19 protein-coding genes are annotated in these 21,953 nt (G+C 61.3%); 4 read left to right on the top strand and 15 right to left on the bottom strand.

Annotated features, from left to right (window positions below; translation table 11 throughout):
- Positions 1–14 precede the first annotated feature (14 nt).
- The 3 genes from AB5Z25_RS00225 (at position 15) to AB5Z25_RS00215 (ending at position 3,547) form a co-directional block, all read left to right on the top strand.
- Positions 15–1,337: a hypothetical protein gene (locus AB5Z25_RS00225; RefSeq protein ID WP_270226369.1), complete on the top strand. Its 1,323-nt coding sequence runs from the start codon at positions 15–17 to the stop codon at positions 1,335–1,337.
- 48 nt (positions 1,338–1,385) lie between these two features.
- Entirely contained in the window at positions 1,386–2,624 is a 1,239-nt protein-coding gene (locus AB5Z25_RS00220; protein WP_368134465.1) for an SPFH domain-containing protein, read from the top strand.
- 80 nt (positions 2,625–2,704) lie between these two features.
- Positions 2,705–3,547: a hypothetical protein gene (locus AB5Z25_RS00215; protein ID WP_368134463.1), complete on the top strand. Its 843-nt coding sequence runs from the start codon at positions 2,705–2,707 to the stop codon at positions 3,545–3,547.
- Positions 3,548–3,657: 110 nt separating this feature from the next.
- Here AB5Z25_RS00215 and AB5Z25_RS00210 read toward each other — a convergent pair whose 3' ends face one another.
- From AB5Z25_RS00210 to AB5Z25_RS00195, 4 genes are all read right to left on the bottom strand, one after another.
- Positions 3,658–4,278: a response regulator transcription factor gene (locus AB5Z25_RS00210; protein ID WP_368134461.1), complete on the bottom strand. Its 621-nt coding sequence runs from the start codon at positions 4,276–4,278 to the stop codon at positions 3,658–3,660.
- Positions 4,275–5,771 (bottom strand): sensor histidine kinase, encoded by a 1,497-nt coding sequence (locus AB5Z25_RS00205; RefSeq protein WP_368134460.1) that lies wholly within the window; start codon positions 5,769–5,771, stop codon positions 4,275–4,277. Before AB5Z25_RS00205 ends, AB5Z25_RS00210 begins: the two co-directional genes overlap by 4 nt.
- Positions 5,771–7,570, bottom strand: a complete 1,800-nt coding sequence (locus AB5Z25_RS00200; protein ID WP_368134458.1) for a histidine kinase N-terminal 7TM domain-containing protein — start codon at positions 7,568–7,570, stop codon at positions 5,771–5,773. The genes AB5Z25_RS00205 and AB5Z25_RS00200 overlap by 1 nt, the downstream gene beginning before the upstream one ends.
- A gap of 225 nt (positions 7,571–7,795) precedes the next feature.
- Positions 7,796–9,226, bottom strand: coding sequence for a 6-phospho-beta-glucosidase (locus AB5Z25_RS00195; protein WP_368134456.1), 1,431 nt, complete (start codon positions 9,224–9,226; stop codon positions 7,796–7,798).
- Between the two features lie 403 nt (positions 9,227–9,629).
- Here AB5Z25_RS00195 and AB5Z25_RS00190 point away from each other — a divergent pair, with 403 nt between their 5' ends.
- Entirely contained in the window at positions 9,630–10,736 is a 1,107-nt protein-coding gene (locus AB5Z25_RS00190) for an ATP-binding protein (protein WP_117747030.1), read from the top strand.
- A gap of 195 nt (positions 10,737–10,931) precedes the next feature.
- Here AB5Z25_RS00190 and AB5Z25_RS00185 read toward each other — a convergent pair whose 3' ends face one another.
- From AB5Z25_RS00185 to AB5Z25_RS00135, 11 genes are all read right to left on the bottom strand, one after another.
- On the bottom strand, positions 10,932–11,576 hold the full coding sequence (locus AB5Z25_RS00185) for a DUF4867 family protein (RefSeq protein WP_346963377.1): 645 nt from the start codon (positions 11,574–11,576) through the stop codon (positions 10,932–10,934).
- 144 nt (positions 11,577–11,720) lie between these two features.
- On the bottom strand, positions 11,721–12,209 hold the full coding sequence (locus AB5Z25_RS00180; RefSeq protein WP_118652431.1) for an S-ribosylhomocysteine lyase: 489 nt from the start codon (positions 12,207–12,209) through the stop codon (positions 11,721–11,723).
- Between the two features lie 271 nt (positions 12,210–12,480).
- A complete protein-coding gene (locus AB5Z25_RS00175; RefSeq protein ID WP_368134454.1) occupies positions 12,481–13,419 on the bottom strand; it encodes an ROK family protein in 939 nt (312 codons plus the stop codon).
- A gap of 26 nt (positions 13,420–13,445) precedes the next feature.
- Positions 13,446–13,754, bottom strand: coding sequence for a DUF6198 family protein (locus AB5Z25_RS00170; RefSeq protein ID WP_346963378.1), 309 nt, complete (start codon positions 13,752–13,754; stop codon positions 13,446–13,448).
- 141 nt (positions 13,755–13,895) lie between these two features.
- On the bottom strand, positions 13,896–15,383 hold the full coding sequence (locus tag AB5Z25_RS00165) for an FGGY family carbohydrate kinase (protein WP_368134452.1): 1,488 nt from the start codon (positions 15,381–15,383) through the stop codon (positions 13,896–13,898).
- A gap of 171 nt (positions 15,384–15,554) precedes the next feature.
- Positions 15,555–16,493, bottom strand: coding sequence for a transketolase family protein (locus AB5Z25_RS00160; protein WP_368134451.1), 939 nt, complete (start codon positions 16,491–16,493; stop codon positions 15,555–15,557).
- A complete protein-coding gene (locus tag AB5Z25_RS00155) occupies positions 16,486–17,322 on the bottom strand; it encodes a transketolase (protein ID WP_368134450.1) in 837 nt (278 codons plus the stop codon). The genes AB5Z25_RS00160 and AB5Z25_RS00155 overlap by 8 nt, the downstream gene beginning before the upstream one ends.
- A gap of 2 nt (positions 17,323–17,324) precedes the next feature.
- The gene (locus tag AB5Z25_RS00150) at positions 17,325–18,725 is read right to left on the bottom strand and encodes an L-fucose/L-arabinose isomerase family protein (RefSeq protein WP_368134449.1); all 1,401 of its coding nucleotides are present in this window, start codon (positions 18,723–18,725) and stop codon (positions 17,325–17,327) included.
- Between the two features lie 304 nt (positions 18,726–19,029).
- Positions 19,030–19,488 (bottom strand): IS200/IS605 family transposase, encoded by a 459-nt coding sequence (gene tnpA, locus AB5Z25_RS00145; protein ID WP_368134448.1) that lies wholly within the window; start codon positions 19,486–19,488, stop codon positions 19,030–19,032.
- A 241-nt stretch (positions 19,489–19,729) separates the two neighbouring features.
- Complete coding sequence (locus AB5Z25_RS00140) at positions 19,730–20,740, bottom strand: LacI family DNA-binding transcriptional regulator (RefSeq protein ID WP_368134447.1); 1,011 nt, start codon at positions 20,738–20,740, stop codon at positions 19,730–19,732.
- Between the two features lie 226 nt (positions 20,741–20,966).
- Positions 20,967–21,941, bottom strand: coding sequence for a nucleoside hydrolase (locus tag AB5Z25_RS00135; protein ID WP_368134446.1), 975 nt, complete (start codon positions 21,939–21,941; stop codon positions 20,967–20,969).
- Positions 21,942–21,953: the final 12 nt, after the last annotated feature.

The raw sequence follows: 21,953 nt of genomic DNA, 5'->3' as shown, positions 1-21,953 counted from the left end.
CGAAAGGACCGATCATGGCCTTCGAGAGCGTCAACTATCAATGCCCCGCGTGTGGCGGCCCCCTTCACTTTGCCAGTGCCGAGCAAAAGCTCGTCTGCGACTACTGTGACTCGCGCTTTGAAGTCGAAGAAGTCGAGGCCCTCTATCGCGAGCGCCAGGACAAGGCCGACGCCAAAGCCGATGCGGCAGCCGCAACGCCCAAGCCCGTCGCCGACGACGCGGTGCAGGAGCTCGCCCAAAACGCCGGCTACATCTGCTCGTCGTGCGGCGCCGAGCTCGTGTCCGACGGCACCGTCGCCGTCACCACCTGCCCGTACTGCGGCAACTCCGCCGTGGCGCCCGGCCAGCTCTCGGGCGACTTCTCGCCCGACCTAGTAATTCCGTTTAAGCTCGGGCGCGATGACGTCACGGCCGCACTCAAGGAACACTACAAGGGCAAGATCTTGCTGCCCAAGAGCTTTGTCACCGGCAACCACATCGACGAGGTCCAAGGTGTCTACGTGCCGTTTTGGCTCTACGGCGCCCGCGTTGACGGCGAAGTGTACTTTGACGCGACCAACGAGACCGTGACCGAGGAATCCGACCGCACCGTCACGACCACCGACCACTACGATGCCTATCGCAAGGGCAATATCTCGTTTAAGCGCGTGCCCGTCGACGGATCGTCCAAGATGCCCGACGGCCACATGGACGCCATCGAGCCGTTTGACTACGACGCGCTGCGCCCGTTCTCGGTCGCATATATGCCCGGCTACATCGCCAACCGTTACGACGAGGACTGCGAGACCTGCAAGGCGCGCGCCGAACGCCGTATGGAAGAAAGCACAATCTCGGCCCTGCGCGAGACCGTCGTCGACGAATACGACGATGCCACGGTCGAAAGCAAGCAGCTCGACTACACCTGGGAAGACAGCGACTACGCCCTGTTCCCCGTCTGGATGCTCTCCACCTCGTGGAACGGCAAGAGCTACCTGTTTGCCATGAACGGCCAGACCGGCCGCTTGGTCGGCGAGCTCCCCTGCTCCAAGCCCAAGCTCGCCATCGCCTCGGTGCTGTTCTTTGTGATCGGATTTATCCTCTCCCAGATTCTCTTTATGGGGGAATACGCCTTCGATCCAGATTACCTCACCTTTGATATCGAGGGCATCCTCATCAACGTCATCGCGCCGCTGATCATCGTGATTATCGGAGACGTGCTACTGGTAGGCCAGCTCAAGACGGCCAACGAGGCCACCCACGCCGACGAGTACTGCGGCGAGCTCGACCTGACCGAGAAGCACGACACCTTCAGCCACACCGAGACCACCGTTGTCATGAAAGACGACAAGGACGACTAAGCAATCCAACCAATACCACCCGGCCTTTGACGAGAAAGGAAGATTACCATGGGACTCTTGAAAGCTGGATTGGGAGCTGCCGGCGGCGTCATGGCCGACCAGTGGAAGGAATTTATCTATTGCGAATCGATGCCTGCTGACGTCTTGGCCTGCAAGGGCAGCAAACGCACCGGTGGCCGCAGCTCCAACACGCGCGGCGAGGACAACGTCATCTCCAACGGCTCGGTCATCGCCGTCAACGACGGCCAGGGCATGCTCGTGGTGCAAAACGGCAAGATCATCGAAGTCGCGCTGGAGCCCGGTGAGTTCGTCTTCGATACCGGCAGCGAGCCGAGCGTCTTTAGCGGCAACCTGGGCGACTCCATCAAGGAGACCTTCGCCAATATCGGCAGCCGCTTTACCTTTGGCGGCGACGCGGGCAAGGACCAGCGCGTCTACTTCATCAACACCAAGGAGATCATCGGCAACAAGTACGGCACCGCCTCGCCCGTGCCCTTCCGCGTGGTCGATAACAACATTGGCCTGGACGTCGACATCTCCGTGCGCTGCAACGGCGAGTATTCGTATCGCATCACCAACCCGCTGCTGTTCTACACCAACGTGTGCGGCAACGTGACCGATAGCTATACGCGCGACAAGATCGACAGCCAGCTTAAGTCCGAGCTGCTCACCGCCCTGCAGCCCGCCTTTGCCAAGATTTCGGAGATGGGCATCCGCTACAGCGCCATCCCCGGCCACACCACCGAGCTCGCCCGTGCGCTCAACGAGGTCCTCTCTGCCGACTGGCGCGACCTGCGTGGCGTCGAGATCGTGAGCTTTGGCGTCAACTCCATCGCCGCCTCGCAAGAGGACGAGCAGATGATCAAGGACCTGCAGAAAGCCGCGGTCATGCTCGATCCCACTATGGCGGCAGCCAACATTGCCAGCGCCCAGAGCGACGCAATGCGCGCGGCAGCCGCCAACCCCAACGGCGCGATGGCGGGCTTTATGGGCATGGGCATGGCAGGCGGCATGGGCGGTATGAACGCCAGCCAGCTGTTCGCCGCCGGCCAGGCGCAGCAGCAGGCCGCCCCGCAGCCGGCTCCGGCACCCGCTCCCGCACCGGCTCCCGCCGCACCTGCGGCCGACACATGGACCTGCAGCTGCGGCGCCACCAACACCGGCAAGTTCTGCTCCGAGTGCGGCAGCCCCGCGCCCGTCCCGGCACCGACCAAGTGGTTCTGTCCCAACTGCGGCAACGAAAACGGCGGCAAGTTCTGCAGCAACTGCGGAACGCCCAGGCCCTAGCCCCTCTATCTGGTAATTGGCGGGGGATCCGCCACCCCCGCATTTGCTTCTATGGGTTTCGTTCGATAAAGGAGGACACCATGAAGACAACGTTCAAAAAGTCCGTACTCGCATTTCTGACATGCGTCCTGGCGCTCGCCTTTGCCCTGACGGGCTGCAGCGGCGGCGGCAAAGACCCCAAGGCCAACTTCGTCGGCAGCTGGGAACTCTCGGGTGGAACCATGGAGGGCGAAGAGCTGACCGATGAGTACATGAAGATGCTCGAGGATTGGGGTGTCCACTGCATCCTGATTCTCGATGAGGACGGTACAGGCGCCCTCGACCTGTTCCTTGAAGTCGTCGACCTTAAATGGGAGGCAAAGGACGCCACCACCGTAACCATCACCGCCGAAGACGAGTCGCATGACATGAAGCTCAAGGACGGAAAACTCATCCTCGAAGAAGATGATGGCAATCTTGTCTTTACCAAGTCCGACAAGGACCTGTCCGGTACGGTGAAGAAGGATCGCGAGGCGGCCGAGAAGGAAGAGGAGATCGATGAGGCCGTCGAAGACGAAGATGTCCAGAGCGTCGAAATCTCCCCCGCCGTCACCGTCGCCGATGACGATCTGTGCACCATCACCATCACCGAGAAGTTCAAGGACGACTGGGGCGACATCGGCTTTGTCGTCAACATCACCAACAAGAGCGACAAGGACCTGACCTTCTACGCCCCCACCGGCAAGACCAACGTCAACGGCACCATGAAGGAAGCCTGGTTCTCGGCTCACCTGATGCCCGGCACCAACGCCACCGAAGAGTTCACCTTCTCGAACGGCACACTCGATAGCCTTGACGACCTCGTCAACACGACCATCGGCATCGATGCCTACCTGACCGATTCCTACGAGGACGTCGCCTCCTACAGCGCAACCATCGCGTAACGGCAGACACCGATAGCCACGGATTGGCGGACACATCCGCGCACATGCCAGGCGGGGCCGCAGGAGTTGATCCTGCGGCCCCGCCGCTTTATGCCGATGCGTAACGAGCGCTAGCGCTCCATGTTGGGAACGATGCTGCCCTCCGTTACTGCGCGCACGGCCAAGCGCATGATGTTGTCGTAGCCGGTCTTATTGAGAATCTCCGAGATGCGGCGTTTGATGGTGCCCTCGCTCATAAACAGCTCGGCCGCGATCTCGCGGCGGCTTTTACCCTCGCAGGCAAGGCGCAAGATCGACAGCTCGACATCGTCGAGGGCCGCCGTGCCCGAGAAGATGCTCTCGGGCGGCTTGGGAAACGTGCAGTAACCCGCCAGCGTGGAGCGCATCACGGCGAATAGCTCGTCGATACCAACGTTCTTGTACACAAAGCTGTCGACGCCCGCCTCGCGCGCCTGGTCCACAAAGGTGATTTCGGGCATACCCGTCATGATAATGACGCGGCACTCGGGCAGTTGTTCTTTGATGCGCGCCGCCGCCACGATGCCGTTGGAATCATGCTCGGTACATACGTCCATCAGTATCATGTCCGGGCGCTCCTTAAGCACAACGTCCAAGGCATCCGAGGCGTCGGCGATCGCGGCAACAACCGTAATGTCGGGCTGGTCACCGACGGAGCGCGCGAGGCTCTCGCGCAAGATAGCCTGGTCTTCGACGATTAACACGCGAATCATGAACTTCTCCTTTGGACCGTGGCGCTGGAGGCGAGCGGGATGGACACCGTAAGCGTGAAGGGCGGGGCGGTGTGGACTTCCAGGCTGCCGCCCAGATTCTGTGCGACATGCCTCATACCTGGGATACCCGTTCCCTCGCGATACGATACGGGTGCAGGCGCGCCGTCGTTAGAAACGACCATCCGCGCGACAGCGTCGTCTTCCGTCCCCTCCTGCCACAGGCGCACATGGACCTGATGGGCCTGTGCATGCTTGGTGGCATTGGTCGAGGCTTCGCGGATAATCTGCAAAAATGCTGCGGCGACACGCGCGTCGTTTGGCAGCTCGCCCTCCACATCGATCTGCACGCTCACCAGGCCAAAGGCATGGACGATATCGCCCAATTGCTCTGCCGGTTCGGTGTCGCCCCCGCTGCGCAGATCGGCAGCGATTGAGCGCAGCAGCGGGTCAATCTGCTCGAGCGACTCGTCATCCAGACGCCCCTCTTCCAGATATCGATGAAGGATGGACAGGCGCTGGCCGATCACATCGTGCACGCGGGCACGCATGCGCAGGTAGGCCGCATTGTCGGCAACCTTTTTGACTTCTTCGATCTGGGCCTGGAGCTCTTGACCCGCAAGCTCAAGCAGGTGATTGGCCTGCGCCAGACGGTCGTGGGCATGCGCGTACTCCGTCACGTCCAAGCCAATAATGCGCTCAAAGGGACGGCCCGAAACCATAACCTCATCACATGCGAACAGACGAATCTCGGAGGAGGAAACCTCGACCACCGCACGCGACTCCCCAAAGCGGTCCAGGTCGATTCGAACGCGATTTTTGCTGCTCTCGGGCATCTGCGCACTGAGTTTTCGAAGGCCGTTCCACGTATCGCTCATGTCGTGCAGGTCGGTGGGCATGTGAAGCTCCACGAGGTTCCTGCGCATGCAGCGGTTCATGAGCAACGGGCGGCCTTTCGAATCCAGATACAGAATGCCGACGGGGATCACGTTAATGGTCTCGATTGTCGAAAACGCCGTGATGTCCTCCTGGCGGTTGCGCACGTCCATCAAAAGCGCCGCGATGGAGCGGAACAGGAAGAACGCGCCCTCCGCGATAAGGACTGCAGGCCATGTCGAGCCCATGACGCAAACAACCGGCGGCGTCACGGCGGCAACAAGCAGCAGCTCAGCCATCATAACGGGACGGCGATAATGCACCATAAGGACTACGCCATAGGCGGCAATCGCGGCGTTGAGCCATAGCAGCGCGCCCGCCGCCTCGGCGACGACATAGAGCGGCGCCACCAGATGCGACCCGCTCGACGCGAACAAGATGACGGCCGAGATAATCAAGTGCAGCACAAGGCTCGCCTCGTAGACGCAAATCACTTTGCGGTTGTAAGACGAACGACGCGATGCGATGAGCGGAACATGGATGGTCTGCAGGCATGCCACCAAGGCAAAGAGCACATCGAGCGCAACGATCTGGGGAAGGATAAGCGGCATCTGCATCATCACTCACCCGCCCGCGGCATCAGCACGATCATACGCAGCTGACCGGCCTCGCCCTCAAGACGATACGCCACGTTACGCCCCTGCAGTGCAACCTCGAGCTCGTGCGCGGCGGGCGTCTGCGACAAGTCTTCCTCGTCGTTGGAAAAGAGTGTGGCACGCAGCTCCACGCTGCACGAATCGTGTTCGCTCAGATGGTACATGAGTGCCGGATGATCGGTGGTGTAGGCGAAAAACGCAAAGTCATACACGCAGTCGTACAGCGCGCTTACCGTACTGGCATGCATCGGACGCTGTATGGCGATGATCGAAGCGCAGTCGACATCGATGGTGCGCAAGTCACTTGCCAGCTCGTTGGCAATGAGTTGGATGCGATCGCGGTTAAATCCGCTTTCCCCATGCTGCGCCAACGTGAGCGAGCCCTTGCGTTTGCAATAGGCGACGAGCATCTTGGCACATTGCAGCATGCGATAGCGCTCGTGCGAGGATGCCTCATCGGTTAACGGCGGCAGCGAGCTCAGCAGCCCATACATCTCATCGAGCGCGCGGGCAAGCGCCTGGTCAACATCTTTGATCAGCAAGGCCTCGGCCTCCTGGTCGGCAAGATGCGTCTTAAGATCGTAGTCGGCCGTAAGCAGTTCGTTTTGGCGCTGCAATTCCATGCGCCGGTACGCCAGCTCGCGATTGAGCTCGTTGAGCTCCGATACGTCTTGGGCGAGCAATGCCGATCCGCCCAGCAGTGGAAAGGCGCGGTACATCACATCGGGATCGGACGCCACGGTAAAGGCGTGGGAATGCCCGTGCTCCTGAATGCGCAGCTCTTCACGCACGCCTGCCGGAATCGGCTTTGATACCGGCGTGGCATAGACTTCCTGCAGGTCGCGCGTTATAACCTTCAGATCGAGCGGCAGGGTGTCGAAAATGTTGGCAATACCGTGGTACGACGGTATAACGCCGCAATCGAGGCAAATCTCGAGCGTCACCACGCACAGCACGCAGTAGACGAGCGAAAAGTTGAGCTTCCATGCCCAAGGCACGCGCAGGGCGTACGAAATGGCAAAGAACGCGCCGCCCAGCAGCACGAGTGCCGCCGTGCTCGAAAAACGTTGGATACGGAAGGACGAGGAGCGCCCCACCAAAATGAAAAAGGCCACGAAGTTAAAGGCCGTCCATATCAGAACGGCAAAATAACCCCAGCCGTACGTGTAGTCGTTGCTCCAGGTGTCGCTTGTGCGGTCAAAGTGGAATACCTGCCGGTGGAAATCGTTGGTGAGCACAAACCCAATGAGCAGGATGGCCGCGATCCACAGGGCCGTGCGGTAGCGGCGACCCGCACGATGATGCTCCAACCCCGCAAGGCGCAGGCCGCACAGCTGGTAGAGGAGCGGAATGAGCGTCATGGGCACATAGTACAGGTACCACAGCACGGTGGCATAGAACGGCGTGAACGACTTGTACTTGAGGATGACCTCGATCATCCACAGGGCGCTGATGGTGGCAACGGCAACGAGGCGCCGGCGCAAGACGTAATCCAGACAGCGCAGATAGACCAGCACACCCCAGATTGAGAACGCGACGGCAGCGAGGAGCAGCGGAATCGAGCTCGAATGGATAAGCCCGTCCACGACTTCTTTGGACACCTCGTTATAGATGGGCACTGTGTTGGAGAGCTTGGGATCGGAAGCGAATGACGCCGGCAAGACCGCCAAAAGCAGAAGAAACAGTGCGGTTATGACGCCGGCAATGACGAAGGCGCGACGACGGTACACCAGGTGCGTTATGCCAACGAGGAATCGCGGCATGGCGAAGAGCCTGCCGCCCCTGGGATCCGCTACCGGCGCGGATCGGGCGGCCGCATGGCCGATATGTCGCTCGCGGGTACCCATAGTGCTTTTAGTGTACCGACAGGCGGGCTCAAAAAACGGGCCGCATGTCCCAAAATCCGCGGACGGCAAAACGCCCGGCAAGCACAAACTGCTCGCCGGGCGCTTTGGTTAGGAGACTATGAGGTTGGGGGCTCGGTGCCCTTAGGACAGGTCCTCGCCATTCGAAGCAATAACTTTCTTGTACCAGTCGAAGCTCTTCTTCTTGGAGCGCTTGAGGGTACCGTTGCCGGCATCGTCGCGGTCGACGTAGATGAAGCCGTAGCGCTTGGACATCTCGCCCGTGCCGGCCGAGACCAGGTCGATCGGGCCCCAGGTGGTGTAGCCCAGCAGGTCGACACCGTCCTCAGTCACCGCGTCGCGCATCGCAGCGATGTGCTGGCGCAGGTAGTCGATACGATAGTCGTCGTTGATGGAGCCGTCCTCCTCCACAACGTCCTTGGCGCCCAGGCCGTTCTCGACCACGAACAGCGGCTTCTGATAGCGGTCGTACAGGTCGTTGAGGGTAATGCGGAAGCCCAGCGGATCGATGGCCCAGCCCCACTGGCTCTGCTGCAGGTAGGGGTTCTTGGCACCGGCGAAGGCGTTGCCCTGGGTCTTCTCGACATCGGGATTGTCGGCGCCCGCGGAGCAGCGGGTGGAGTAGTAGCTAAAGCTGATGAAGTCGACGGTGTTGTCGGCCAGGATCTCGCGGTCCTCGTCGGTCATGCCCACATCGATACCCAGACGCTCGAGCTTCTTGACGGCATAGGCCGGGTAATAGCCGCGGCTCTGGACGTCGACGAAGAAGTAGTTGTCCTGGTTGTCGAGCTGTGCCTGGCGCACGTCGCCCGGACGGCAGCTGTAGGGATAGTAGCTACCGGCGGCGAGCATGCAGCCGATCTTGACCTCGGGGTCGATCTCGTGGGCGATCTTGGTGGCCCAAGCGCTGGCGACGAGCTCGTTGTGGGCGGCCAGGTACTCGACGGCCTCCTTGTTCTCGCCCTCCTCAAAGACCAGGCCGGCACCCATAAACGGCAGGTGCAGAATCATATTGATCTCGTTAAAGGTGAGCCAGTACTTCACCAGGCCCTTGTAGCGAGTGAAGATCGTGGTCGCGAGGTTCTTGTAGAAGTCGATGAGCTTGCGGTTGCGCCAGCCGCCGTATTCCTTGATGAGGTGAATCGGGCAGTCGAAGTGCGTGATGGTCACGAGCGGCTCGATGCCGTGCGCCTGGCACTCGCGGAACACGTCCTCGTAGAAGGCCAGGCCGGCCTCGTTGGGCTCGGTCTCATCACCGTTGGGGAAGATACGGGTCCATGCCAGGCTCATGCGGAAGGTCTTAAAGCCCATCTCGGCAAAGAGGGCGATGTCCTCCTTGTAGTGATGGTAAAAATCGATGCCGGTCTGCGCGGGATAGTAGTAGCCGTCCTCGAAGTCGAGCATCTTGCGCTGGCCGGAGACCACCGCGAAGCGCTCGGAGCCGTGCGGGGCCACGTCCACGTTGGCCAGGCCGCGGCCGTCCACGTTGTAGGCGCCCTCGCACTGGTTGGCAGCCGTCGCGCCGCCCCACAGGAAGTCATTACGGAAAGCCATACATCGATCCTTTCACACGCTGTTTGTCATAGGCTCAGTATCTCTATAAACGGCACGTCGCTCAACGGCAACGGCGCAGGTCGACACTTCTTTTCGCTCCCGCATATCGGCAGACGGTGCGCTCCTGACACTTTTTGATACCTCGCGTGCACGAAAAAGCACCCGCCCACACGCCGCGAACGTCAAGTGAGTAGACTTTTTGGCAAAACTCAACCAGACCCGCCTTTGACGCCATCAAAACCGACGCTTACCTGGCATGTTCCGGCGTGGTCAGACTAAGCCAAAAAGTCTACTCACTTGCAAAAAAGGGCGCCTCCACAACAGCGAAGGCGCCCTCGGGTGGCAGACCATTTGACTGAATAGGAAAGAAAGGAAAAAATAGGAAAGAAAGGAAAGGAGACTTATGACTGAAACCATCTTCTCCCCCTCATTTGGAAATCGCCCATCCTATCTCGTCGGGCGCGAAACTGTAATTTCGACATTCATATCCGGCCTTGAGCAGGAACCGGGCAATCGCGACCGAGCCATGCTCATGCTTGGACAGCGAGGCAGCGGCAAGACAGTTCTTCTGTGGGAACTTGCCGACCGCGCACGCAAGCTCGGCTTTGTTGTCGCCACGCCTACCGTAGCCTCCGAGGATATGCTCGAGCGCATTGTCGAGAAAATCCAAGAAGCAGGCAAACCTTACGTCAACAAACGCCGCCTTCCCAAACTCGCGAGCGGCAGCCTAAGTGTTTTCGGGCTCTCGGCAGGCCTCGAGTTCACACGAGACGTGCAGGAGACCAAGAGCTTTCAGTTCAAGCTCACGCAGCTCGCGCGCAAACTGACCGAGCAGGGGCACGGCATCCTCATCCTCATCGACGAGCTCCAAGCAAATTCACCCGAGATCAGACAGCTCGTCACCGCCTATCAAGAGCTGGTCGGCGAACGACTCAACGTCGCGCTCGTCATGGCGGGCCTTCCGGGAGCCGTCTGCGCAACACTCAATGACCGTGTGCTGACATTTCTCAACCGCGCTCGAAAGGTCACGCTCGAGCCACTTTCGGTCGGAGATGTCGATACCTATTACCAGCGGGCTTTCGATGAGCTCGGCCTTGATATTCCAAGCGATCTTCGCCTCCGTGCCGCTCGCGCAACCCAAGGCTCGCCCTATATGCTGCAACTCATCGGCTATAACATCGCCAATCGCTGCAGGACAGGCGAACGTGCGACGCAAGGGTTAATCGACGGAGCCATCGAGGCGTCGAAAGTCGATTTCGAAAACGATGTGTGCGAAACGACGCTCGCCGCGCTGTCAGACCAAGACGTCGCGTTTCTCTCCGCAATGACTGATGACGAAGACGCTGTGTCTCGCATTTCTGATGTTGCGAAGCGCATGTCAGTCACACCCGACTATGCGCAAAAGTATCGCCGGCGCCTCATCGACGCCGGCGTTATCGAGCAGGCGCGCCGCGGCTACGTGCGCTTCGCCGTCCCCTATATGGCCGATTACCTGCGCAGCCAGCTCTAGGCAACCACCGCAAAGGGGGCAGGCACCTTTGTGGTGGGTTGGGCCCGCTTGTCTCGATCTGTAACAGTTAGGCCGTCAAAACCGGGCTTGGCGTTACAGATTGAGATTGTTCGGGCGGCCCCCGTGGTTCGTCTTGATCTGTAACAGATAGAGACGATTTAGCGCGCCAACTGTTACAGATTGAGACGGAAGACCCTAGTCCACGGTGATGTCGAGGTTCTTGCCGACGAGACCTACGTAGCCGCCCTCGGCAGCCTTGGGACTATCTGCGTGGCAGAGAACCCACTTGTCGGCCTTCCAGTAGCAGTAGCTATCACCGGCCGCGGGCATGTCGGCCGCAGCCTCGGGGCGCGGACCGTTGGTGCCGGCGGGCAGCGCAACCATCACCTGGAAGCCACCGTCGTCGACCATGCACGGCGTGTAGTGCAACGTGGTGGCGTAGACCTCGACGAGCGTGCCGGCGGGCGCGCGGAACGCCTTGACCTGCGCGGTGTCGAGCTTGCCGTCGACAATCTGCTCACGCTTGGCGAGCAGCAGAATAAAGTCGCGAGCACCCAGGTTGAACTCGCTCGCGCGGTGATACTCCAAGCAGTTGAGCTTCGTGTTGTGGCCGTTGCACCAGCCCAGCTGGAACGGACGGCCGCCATACATGAGCAGGCCGAGCGCATCGGCGCCCTCGACCTGCTCCAGCTCAGGCGCGGAGGCCACGTACTTGCTGCCCTCGGGGATGGGCGTTGCGGAGAGCGCCTCGACGAGCGGGGCGGTCAGGCTGGACGGGACGTCATCCCACACGCGGCCATAGGGTTTGAATTCGGGGTCGGTAACAGAGTAGATATGCATGTTCGCTCCTGTTCGTTTGTGTGATATTACGAACATTCTAGAACAATCACGCGCGGTTTTAAACGTCCGCCATGTCCGCTCAACAAAAAGGCACCCCCGCATAAGCGAAGGCGCCCAGTGAACTCATTTTGAGCGACGAAACCTTTACGCCTGCTGATAGTGCAGGTGTGCCTCATCGATATCGATCAGATCGCGGTCGAGATAGCGACGCGCGAGCCAATTTGCCATAGGGAGATTCTGGTCCAGGTAGTTACCGCACTCTTCGGGAGCGGCACCGGGGACATCGCCCTCGAAGCCAGCAACAAACTCGAACAACTCGCGCACGAGCGGCAAGATCTCCTCACTCGTCACCTCGCCAAACACAACCAGGTAAAAGCCCGTGCGGCAGCCCATAGGGCCAAAGTAGACAATACGGCTCGACCACTCGGCATGGTTGCGAAGGAACGTCGCGCCCAGATGCTCGATGGTGTGGCACTCGGCCGTGTTCATAACCGGTTCTTTGTTGGGCGTGGTCAAGCGCAGGTCAAAGGTGGTGACGGCGGCACCGGTCGCCGGATCGCGGTCGACGCGGCTCACATACACGCCGGGCTCAAGCAGCAGATGGTCAACGGAAAAACTCGCGATGCGCTCCATGGCAGATCCTCTCGGTAGTCAATTTGGGACAGGGCTCTTTTAGCTGGTCGCAACAATCCCACCCATGATAGCAGTCAAAAAAGCCCCGTCCCAAATGACTACTTTGGGACGGGGCGCCGCGCAGCCGATAATATCGACCGTTCAGCATCTAGTTTTCTGACCCCTCACCTATTGATGCTGCGTCGTCCGCAATGCAGAGCGTGCGAGCAGCTCAACAGCCAAAAACCCGGCAGCGACTGTAATCGCCACCAGACCAATAGATGGCCTGCACTTACAGCACCTGCAAACAAGTTGCGACGGCACCGTAGATATTGGCGTCGTTACCCAGCTGCGCCGAGACCACGTGCGGACGAGGCATATCTTTCAGAAAACCAGTGTAGTGCGCCATGACGTCATCCATCTTACGGTCGAGCGCCTCGAACAGCGCGGGATGGCAGCTGATGCCACCACCAATCGCGAAGACTGCCGGGTCGATGACGCACTGCAGATTCACAAGCACACGATCAAACAGCTCAGCATAGGCATCCAATCCGCGCTGCACGGCGGCGACTTCGGACGCGCTCCCGTGCTCCAGTAGCTCGAAGATCCGTCGGCCATCGAGGGCCTCCAGTTCAGCTTCATCCGAAATGCCAAGTTCGACTGCCACGAGATTCTGCAGGCCGTGCCATCCGCTCGAAGTCGCGAACGTATCACGATGATCAAGCGGTTCGCTTACGTTGTTGGACAGGAAGCTGAACTCGCCCGCGAAGCCGCCCGCACCTGTCAGCACCCGGCCGTCAACCACGATGCCTCCGCCGATGCCCGTACCGATTACCGCCACGCAACCCACGTCCACGCCGCGCAACGCGCCGGCAGCGTACTCGCCAAGCGCACAGCTTTTGCCGTCGTTGACAACGGTCACGGGCAGCCCCAGCCGTTCGCGCAGCGCTCGGCCAAGCGGAAACCCGTCCATGTACGGCAGCGCACCACCGCGATGGATCGTCCCGTCTGGATCGACCTCGTAACCGAAGATGCCACCTGGGGCCGAGATGCCCACGCCTACAACCTGTCCGCGATACGGCCCTACGAGTGCCGCGAGCGCGTCGACCAGCTGATCGGCCGAGACGAACGCCGTCGGAATCGAACCACGGTCACCAAACTCGTAGCTCTCATTCACAATCGCCCATTTGACGCTCGTTCCGCCGATATCAATTCCAAACAGCTGCCTCATGGCCGCTCCCCTCTCGCTCAATGCGTCTACATGCTCGCAGGCTCTTCCATAAAGGCCATGAGCCTGCGGTTGAGCAGACGACCCCAAAACGTGCAGATACCGCCCGCCAGGAGCGCGGCGGCTACGGTGCCGATACCGATGCCCACCGCAGCACCCGTACGCACAAGCCCGTAGACCAGTGAGATGCCCACACAGCTCCCGTCAAAGAAATACTTCGCCTTACCAAATTCACAGTGAAACACCTGGGAGAGCGTCTGCACCATGCCGTCGGGCGCAACGGGAACGAGCCGCGCAGAGACGCCCAGCGTCACGCCGAGCGCTGTGCGTGCATTCATTACAACGCCGCAGCTCAGGAATAGAATCCCACATACGTAGACCATCATTCGACGCGTTGGACTCTACCGCATCACATCACTCTCTCGTTCGCATCTTCACCTATCGGCACGAATAGCGCTCCGTAACATCGCCCCAAGGCGTCACTCGTACGCAATCGTCGCCTCGACGGCATGGCGCCAGCCGGCGATCTTTTTGGCTCGCTCGTCAGCGGGCATCGACGGCTCCACGATGCCACGGGCGCCGTAGACGTCGACGACATCGCGCGTATACATGCCCAGCGCGATACCGCAGGCCCAAGCCGCGCCCAGACCGCTCATCTCGTCGTTGCTCGCAATGCGGATGGGCGAGCCGACCAAATCGCTCTCAAACTGCATCAGGTACGCATCGCGCGTGGGACCGCCGTCAACACGAAGCTCGGCCAGCGCTGCGCCCGAATCCTCGACCATCGCATCGATCACGTCGAAGATCTGATAGGCGATCGACTCGTCGGCAGCCTTTACGAACTCCGCGCGGCCCGTGGTGCGTGTCATACCAAAAACGCATCCCTCGGCATCACTTGCCCAGTGCGGCGCACCCAGGCCGGTAAACGCCGGCACAAAGTAAACATGGCTCGCCGGGTTGGCGGCGTAGCACAGGTCGGTGACCTCCTCGGGGTTGTTGATGAGCTCCAGGTCGTCGCGCAGCCAGGTCTTGACGGCGCCGGCGTAGCTCACGTTGCCCTCGAGTACATACTCGGTCACGCCATCCATACGCCACGCAAGCGAGCTCGAAAGCCCGTGCGAGCTGGCGACAAACTCGTTGCCGACGTTCATCATGACCGAGCTACCGGTGCCATAGGTCGCTTTGGCCATGCCGCGGCTGTGGCAACCCTGCGCAAACAGGGCCGCATGGCTGTCGCCCAGCACGCCGTGTACCGGCACGGGTGCGGGCAAAAAGCCATCCAGGTCCGTTGTGCCAAACAGACCGTCGGAATCGGTCACCTGCGGCAGGCAGGCCGGATCGATGCCAAAGGCCTCGCACACCGGCTCGCTCCAGCAGCCACGGCGCAGGTCGAAGAGCTGCGTGCGGCTGGCATTGGACCAGTCACAGCGAAACTCCGCGCCGCCCGTAAGCGTCCAGACCACCCAGGCGTCAATCGTGCCAAGGCAAAGCTCGCCCGCCGCCGCGGCCTTAGCAGCCGCCGGCACGTTTGCGAGAATCCAGGCCATCTTGCCCGCCGGATAGTAAGGCGAGAGCACCAGGCCCGTCGTGTCGCGCACCAGCTCGGTCACGCCTTCGCGCGCCGCAAGCTCGTCACACAGCTCGCGGGCGCGGGCACACTGCCACACCACGGCGTCGCACAGCGGCTCGCCCGTCGTGCGGTTCCAGGCAACGGTGGTCTCGCGCTGGTTGGAAATGCCGATGCCGGCGACATCGGCCGGATCGACCCCGGTCTCCTCCACCACAGCGCGCGCCACGGCCAGCACGTTGGCGGCGATCTCGGCCGGATCATGGCTCACCCAGCCGGCCTCGTTGATGATCTGGCGGTGTGCGCGGTCGGCACGATGAATCAGATGGCCGCCCTCGTCCACCAGCAGCGCCTTAGTGCCCTGCGTAGACTGATCGATTCCGATGATGTATTTGCTCATGTACTCTCCCATTCCTTCCGCCAAAGCAAAGACAGCCTGGCGGACAAGGAGCGAGCGGCCGCCAAGTGCCGCAGATTGCCGTGAAAGAGGAGCGCCGCGTACTTTGTGTACGCAAGCGACGGTTTGAACGGCAAGGTGCGGTGCTTGGCGGCCGCGCAGCGTCTGTGTCTACTAGTTGCCGAGGAACTCGGCAACGGTCTTGGCAATGCCTTCGCCGGTGAGGCCGTAGTGTGCGAAGACCTCGGGCGAGGTGCCGGTGATGACCGGCGCGTCGGGCAGGCTCAGGCACTTGACCGGACGCGGACAATGCTCGCCCACGACCTGCGCGACCATGGAACCCAAGCCGCCAAAGGGGCTGTGCTCCTCGACGGTCACGACGGCGCGCGTGGCACTGGCGGCCTCGATCACGGCCTCGGCGTCGAGCGGCTTGACGCAGTACATGTCGAGCACCGTTGCCGAAATACCCCGCTCGGCCAGCAGGTCGGCGGCGTCCACGGCGTGGCGGACCATCTCGCCGGTGGCGACGATCGTCACATCGGTGCCGCGGCGCACCCAGGTAGCGCGGTCCATCTGGAACGGGCACTCATCCTCGGCGTACACGTCCTCGACCGGGTTGCGGCCCACGCGGATGTAGGCCGGCTTGTTGTCGGCGACCAAGGCGCGCACGAGCTCGGCGGTCTGGAAGCGGTCGCTCGGCAGATACACTCGCATGTTGGGGATCGCGCTCATGGCGGCGATATCCTGAGCGGAATGGTGGCTCATACCCAGGGCGCCGTAGGACACGCCGCCCGAGATGCCGATGAGCTTGACGTTGGTGTTGGAGTACGAAACGTCGACCTTGCACTGCTCATACGAACGCGTGGTCACAAAGGACGCCGGCGAGGCGGCCCAGGCCTTCTTGCCGCACGAAGCCATACCGGCGGCGATGCTCACCAGGTCCTGTTCGGCAATGCCGACCTCAACGGACTGCTGGGGATACTGATCGAAGAACGGCGTGAGCGACGCGGAGCCGCGGGAGTCGGAGCACAGGACGACGATGTCCTTATCGGTCGCGGCGGCCTCGAGCAGCGTGTCGCAGATAACCTTGCGGTTGGCGATCTTGTTAGCCATTGATGGCCTCCTTATGGGCAGCGAAATCGGCGATGATCTGGGCATATTCCTCGTCGTTGGGCAGGTGGTGGTGCCAGCCGGCCTTGTCCTCCATGACGGGCGAGCCATAGCCCTTCACCGTGTTGAGGATGATGACCGTGGGCTTTCCGCTGGTCTCGGCCGCAAGCGTCAGCGCAGCGTCGATGGCCTGGACGTCGTTGCCCGGAATGGACAGCACGTTCCAACCGAAGGCGGCCCAGCGCTCCTCCTGCGAGTCCTGCTTCATGACGTCCTCAGTGCTGCCGCTGATCTGCAGGCGGTTGCGGTCCACGAGCGCGCACAGGTTATCGAGCTGGTAGTTGCCGCCGCTCATGGCGCCTTCCCAGACCGAGCCCTCGGCAAGCTCGCCGTCGCCCATGATGGTGTAGACGCGGTAGTCGCGGCCGTCCATCTTGCCGGCAAGCGCCATGCCGACGGCCACGGGCAGGCCATGGCCCAGCGAGCCGGAGTTCATCTCGATGCCCTTGAGCTTGTTGTTGGGATGGCCGATGTAGGGGCTGCCGAACTTGGAGAAGCGGGCCTTGACGTCGTCGAGATCCAGATAGCCCTCGTGACACAGCACCGCGTAGTAGGCTTCCATGGCGTGGCCCTTGGAGAGCACGAAGCGATCGCGGTTGGGATCGTCGACGGTCTCGGGCGAAATGTTCAGATGGTTGGCGTAGAGGGTCATGAGCGCGTCGATGACCGACATGTCGCCGCCGATGTGGCCGCCGGCGCCGGCCATGATGATGTCGACGCAATCGCGGCGAAGGTCCCAGCGCAGGGACTCAAGCTCTTCAATCGTTGCCATTTCTACTCTCCTCGCAGGTAGGCTTTGACGTCTTCTTCGATGGGGTCATATAGATCGGGGGCGATGCCGATGTACTTGCACGCCTCGTAGAGCACCGGCACCACGTTGGCGTGGATGGCCACGCAGTGGTGGATGTAGGGGCCCTCGACGATCTTGGCCTCGAGGCGCTTGAGGTTCTCGACCTCGACCCACAGGTAGGTGCCCATGCCGGCAGGGCCGTCGATGCCGCGGGCGTTGCCCAGCAGCAGCGAGTACTCACCGTTGTCGCCGTCAAAGCGGGCAAGGGTGAGATCGCCGTGCTTGGCCTCGGCCGTTAGCGCGCCGGGGTGATCGAAGGCCAGCGGATAGGTGAGCTTGGGCTTGACGGCCGCGCAGCTGCAGGGCCAGGGGCCGCAGTGCTGCAACAGCTCGCCGTTCTCGTTGTCGGGATGGCGGACGGTCCAGTCGGCGAACATGCCGCGGTGACGGCCAAGATCGGCGGCCTCGACCATGAGCGCGGTGATGGCGCCGTGGATGTCGGTCTCGCAGACGACGGGGATACCCATCTCGTTGAGGATGGCGTTGGCGGCGCAGGGCATAATGCCCAGCTCGTCCTGCAGGGCGTTCCAGCACTGGATGGCGCCGGCGTTGCAGCCGTACTTCTCGACCAGACGCTTCATGGCGATGGCGAGTCCTGCGACCGCGGGGACCTTGTCCTCGGGGATGCAGATCTCAAAGCTGTCGGCGATGTGGGCGAGCATGGCGGCCATGGCTTGCTCGTCGGCCTGGGCGTCGCGCACGGCCTGAACAAGCTCGGTCATGGGGATGGGCGAAAGCTGGATGTTGAACTTCTCGAGCAGCTCGCCCTCGTTGCACATGGTCGACCAGAAGTCGAACGGGCGGGTGGCCATCTGCAGGATGCGGGTGTGCTTGAAGGTCTTAACGACGTTGCACACGGCCAGGAAGTCCCAGACGCCGCGCTCGAACTCGGGATCGGTCAGGCGGCAGTTGGTCATATAGGTAAAGGGAACCTGGAAGCGGCGCAGAACCTTGCCGGTGGCGAACAGGCCGCACTGGCTATCGCGCAGGCGGGTGCCGTCGGGCTCGGGGCGCTCGTCGCGCGGGCCCCACAGCAGCACAGGCAGACCGAGCTCGCGGGCAAGGCGGGCGCAAACGTACTCGGTGCCAAAGTTGGCGTGGCACAGCATGATGCCGTCGACGCCCTCGGCGCGGAACTTCTTGACGATAGGCTCGATATGGCTGTCGTCAAACAGCAGGCCCTCGTCATTAATGTCGTCGATGTCCACGATGTCGACGCCGATCTCGCGCAGGCGATCAGCCGTCAAGCCGCGATACTTGATCGCGTCCGGCGCGCTAAAGATACTGCGGCGCGTGGGCACAAAACCGAGCTTGATCTTATCCATGTACGTCCTCCCCTAGTCACATGTTCAGTAAACAGACGCATGTTTCGTTTTGTTCTGTTTACTAGATGTTTTACTCTTTTGTTTAAAAGTTTAGCGCGAAAGTCTCGTAAACGGTAGAGAAATCAGCCTAAACGGTATGTAAACAATCTGAACATACAAGGGCAATCAGAACCACCCTTAAAAAGGGTGGTTTGCTCTTAGGGTATAACCCACGGGCCCCGGGCTCGCGTCTAAAGGCGCGGGCCCGGACTTCGTCCAGGCCTAGTGCATCTTGACCCGTGGCGTGCCGGTCAAACCGGCGGGGTCACCTCCTCTTGAAGGGGTCCTCGTACTCCTTCACGCCCAGCTTGTCCAGCGCGATGTCGTGGGACTCCTGCTCCCTGATGTACTTGGCGACCGTCGCCTCGTTCAGGCCGACGGTGGACACGTAGTAGCCCTCCGCCCAGAACTTCCTGTTGCCGAACTTGTACTTGAGGTTGGCGTGCCTGTCGAATATCATCAGCGAGCTCTTCCCCTTCAGGTAGCCCATGACGCTCGCGACGCTGTACTTCGGCGGGATCGCCAGCAGCACGTGCACGTGGTCGGGCATCAGGTGCCCCTCGATTATCTCGATCCCCTTGTACTCGCACAGCTTCCTGAGGATCTCCCCTATGTCGCTCCTGATTTGGTTGTAGATCACTTTGCGCCTATACTTCGGCGTGAACACGATGTGGTACTTGCACATCCACTTCGTGTGGGAAAGGCTGTAGGCCTTCTGGGCCATGGCGACCACCCCTTCGACTCGAATTCTTGACGGCCTGAACAATCGTCAATATCGGTCGGAGGGGTGGCTTTGTAAAGCCGTTTGTCTCCACCCGCATAGCGGGTGGTTTAAAGCTGGCCGCTGCGCGGCCAGCAGACTAAAGTCTTGAACAAAAAGAGGGCCCCGAAGGACCCTCTTTTGAATAGCGCTATGTTAACTGCCCTAGCGAGCTTTGGCACGCTGCAGGCGATGCCGTCTCCGCCTAGATTTCGCGCACGCTCTGGCGCTCGACAAAATAGGTCGAGACGGCCGTTTTGCAGGTATAGCTCTTGGGATTGCGGATGTTGCCCACCAGACGGCGCACCGCGATCTCGCCCACCTCGTGCTTGGGAACATGCACCGTGGTGAGCGGCGGATTGGAGAACGCGCCCACGGACAGGTCGTCGAAGCCGATCATCGACACATCGTCGGGCACGCGCACGCCATGCTCGTTGAGGGCACGCATGGCACCAACGGCGAGTACGTCGTTTTCGGCAAAGAAGGCCGTCGGCAGGTCGTCGCGCGAGACGGTGTCGAGCCAGGCACCCATGTCGTGATAAGCGCCCTCGAGTGTGGTGCCCAGGGTGACATGCCATGCCGGATTGGGCTCAAGGCCCGCATCCTCAAGCGCTTGACGGTAGCCGCGCTCACGGTCCTTAAAGTTGCGGATACGCAGGTCGCCCGCTAGATAGCCAATCTGCTTGTGACCTTTCTCGATAAGATGGTCAACGGCGCGCAGCACCGAATCGGTATTGGCGATGACCACGGCATCGAAGTACTGGCGATCGCTCCAGCCATCGAGCACGATCAGGTGGGCAGCAGCGTTGGCAAACAGGGCGTAGTCCTCCTCGCCCAGCTCGGTACCCATCAGCACGATAGCGGCTGACGGATCGGCGATCAGGCCCTCGACCTGCGGGCGCACGGCGTCCAGGTCGCTAAAGTCGAGCGAGACAAAGCTCGTACTCATGCCGTGGCGGCGTGCTTGGCGCTCCACGCCCTCGATGACCGCAGGGTGGAAGGTGCTCTCGTCCAGGATGGCACCCGTCTTGCGCGCGAGCACAAACTGGATGCTCTCGAGCTGCGTCGACTGCTGGTAGCCGAGCGACTGCGCACACTCCAGGATGACCTTGGCGGTCTCCTCGCTCACGCTGCGCTTGCGGTTGAGTGCGTTGGACACGGTTGCGGGCGAGAAGCCGGTAATGCGGCTGATCTCGCGGACGCTTGCTTTAGCCATCGTTCCCCCTAGCAACGGTCGCGGCCGAGCATCGTGGCTTGACCGCCCGTGGCTCGGCAACTAAACGACCGCAAATTCAATCTAAACAGAATAGTAAATTTTTATTAGCTAGTTTAGCCTGTTGTCAAGCGAAGCGGCACAACTATTCCCCCAACGGGCGCATTTACTCGGTAGCTAAAAAAGCCCCGTCCCAAATTGACTACATGGGACGGGGCGTGAAAATCATTTAGCCCAGGACGCGGGCCATGCGCGTCTTAAACTCCGCGAGGAAACGTGGGGCGTCCACGGTGAGCGCCACGAGCGCGCTCTTGTCGGGGTCGGCCACACGGCGCTCATCGCAGATGGTGCGGCCGCGGTACTCGCCCAGCAAGTCAACGCGCAGGTTACAGCCGAGCGCACCCACGAGCGTGGGATCAATCGCCACGGCAACCGCCAGCGGATCGTGCAGCGCGCAGCCGCCCAGGTAGGGCGCGTTCATTTCGTACGAACCGATATAGTGCTCGACCATGCTCGTAAACGCGCAGCCAGCCATAGTGCCCGAGCCCGTCCAGCCGGCAACGTCGCGGCGCGTGAGCACCACGCGATGCGTCACATCCAGGCCCACCATGGTGAGCTTGCGGCCCGAGCGCAGCACGGCATCGGCCGCCTCGGGATCGCTTGCCATGTTGGCCTCGGCGCCCGCACTCACGTTTCCGGGCACGGTCAGGGCGCCGCCCATCACGACCACGCGACCGATAGACATCATCGCCGCCGCATCGCGCTCCAAGGCAAGTGCCAGGTTGGAGAGCGGACCGGTCGCCACGTAGATCAGATCGGAGCCATAGGTGCGCGCGGCATCGATCAGATAATCGACCGCCGCGTTGCCATCAGCCGACGTCGCCCCCACCGGCTCGTACGGCGACGCGGGCACGCTCGCCCCGCCAATGCCGTTCTTGCCGTGGATGAGCGTGGTGGACGCCGGCGGTGTATAGGGCTCAGTCGCCTTAATGGGACGATCGGCGCCCAGGTACACCGGAATCTCGGGGCGACCCAGCAGATCGAGCACTGCCAGACAGTTGTGCGCCGATTGCTCGACGCGCACGTTGCCAAAGCACGTGGTGATGCCGACGAGCTCCACCTCGGGGCTCGCGATGGCATAGGCCAGCGCCATCGCATCGTCAACACCCATATCCAGATCAAGGATCAGCTTCTTGATTGCCATTGTTCTACTCCG

This window comes from Collinsella aerofaciens (assembly GCF_040910325.1).
GTDB classification, from domain to species: domain Bacteria; phylum Actinomycetota; class Coriobacteriia; order Coriobacteriales; family Coriobacteriaceae; genus Collinsella; species Collinsella aerofaciens_BL.
The sequence above is the reverse complement of the archived record's forward strand: the minus strand, read 5'-3'. Positions and strand labels throughout refer to the sequence as shown.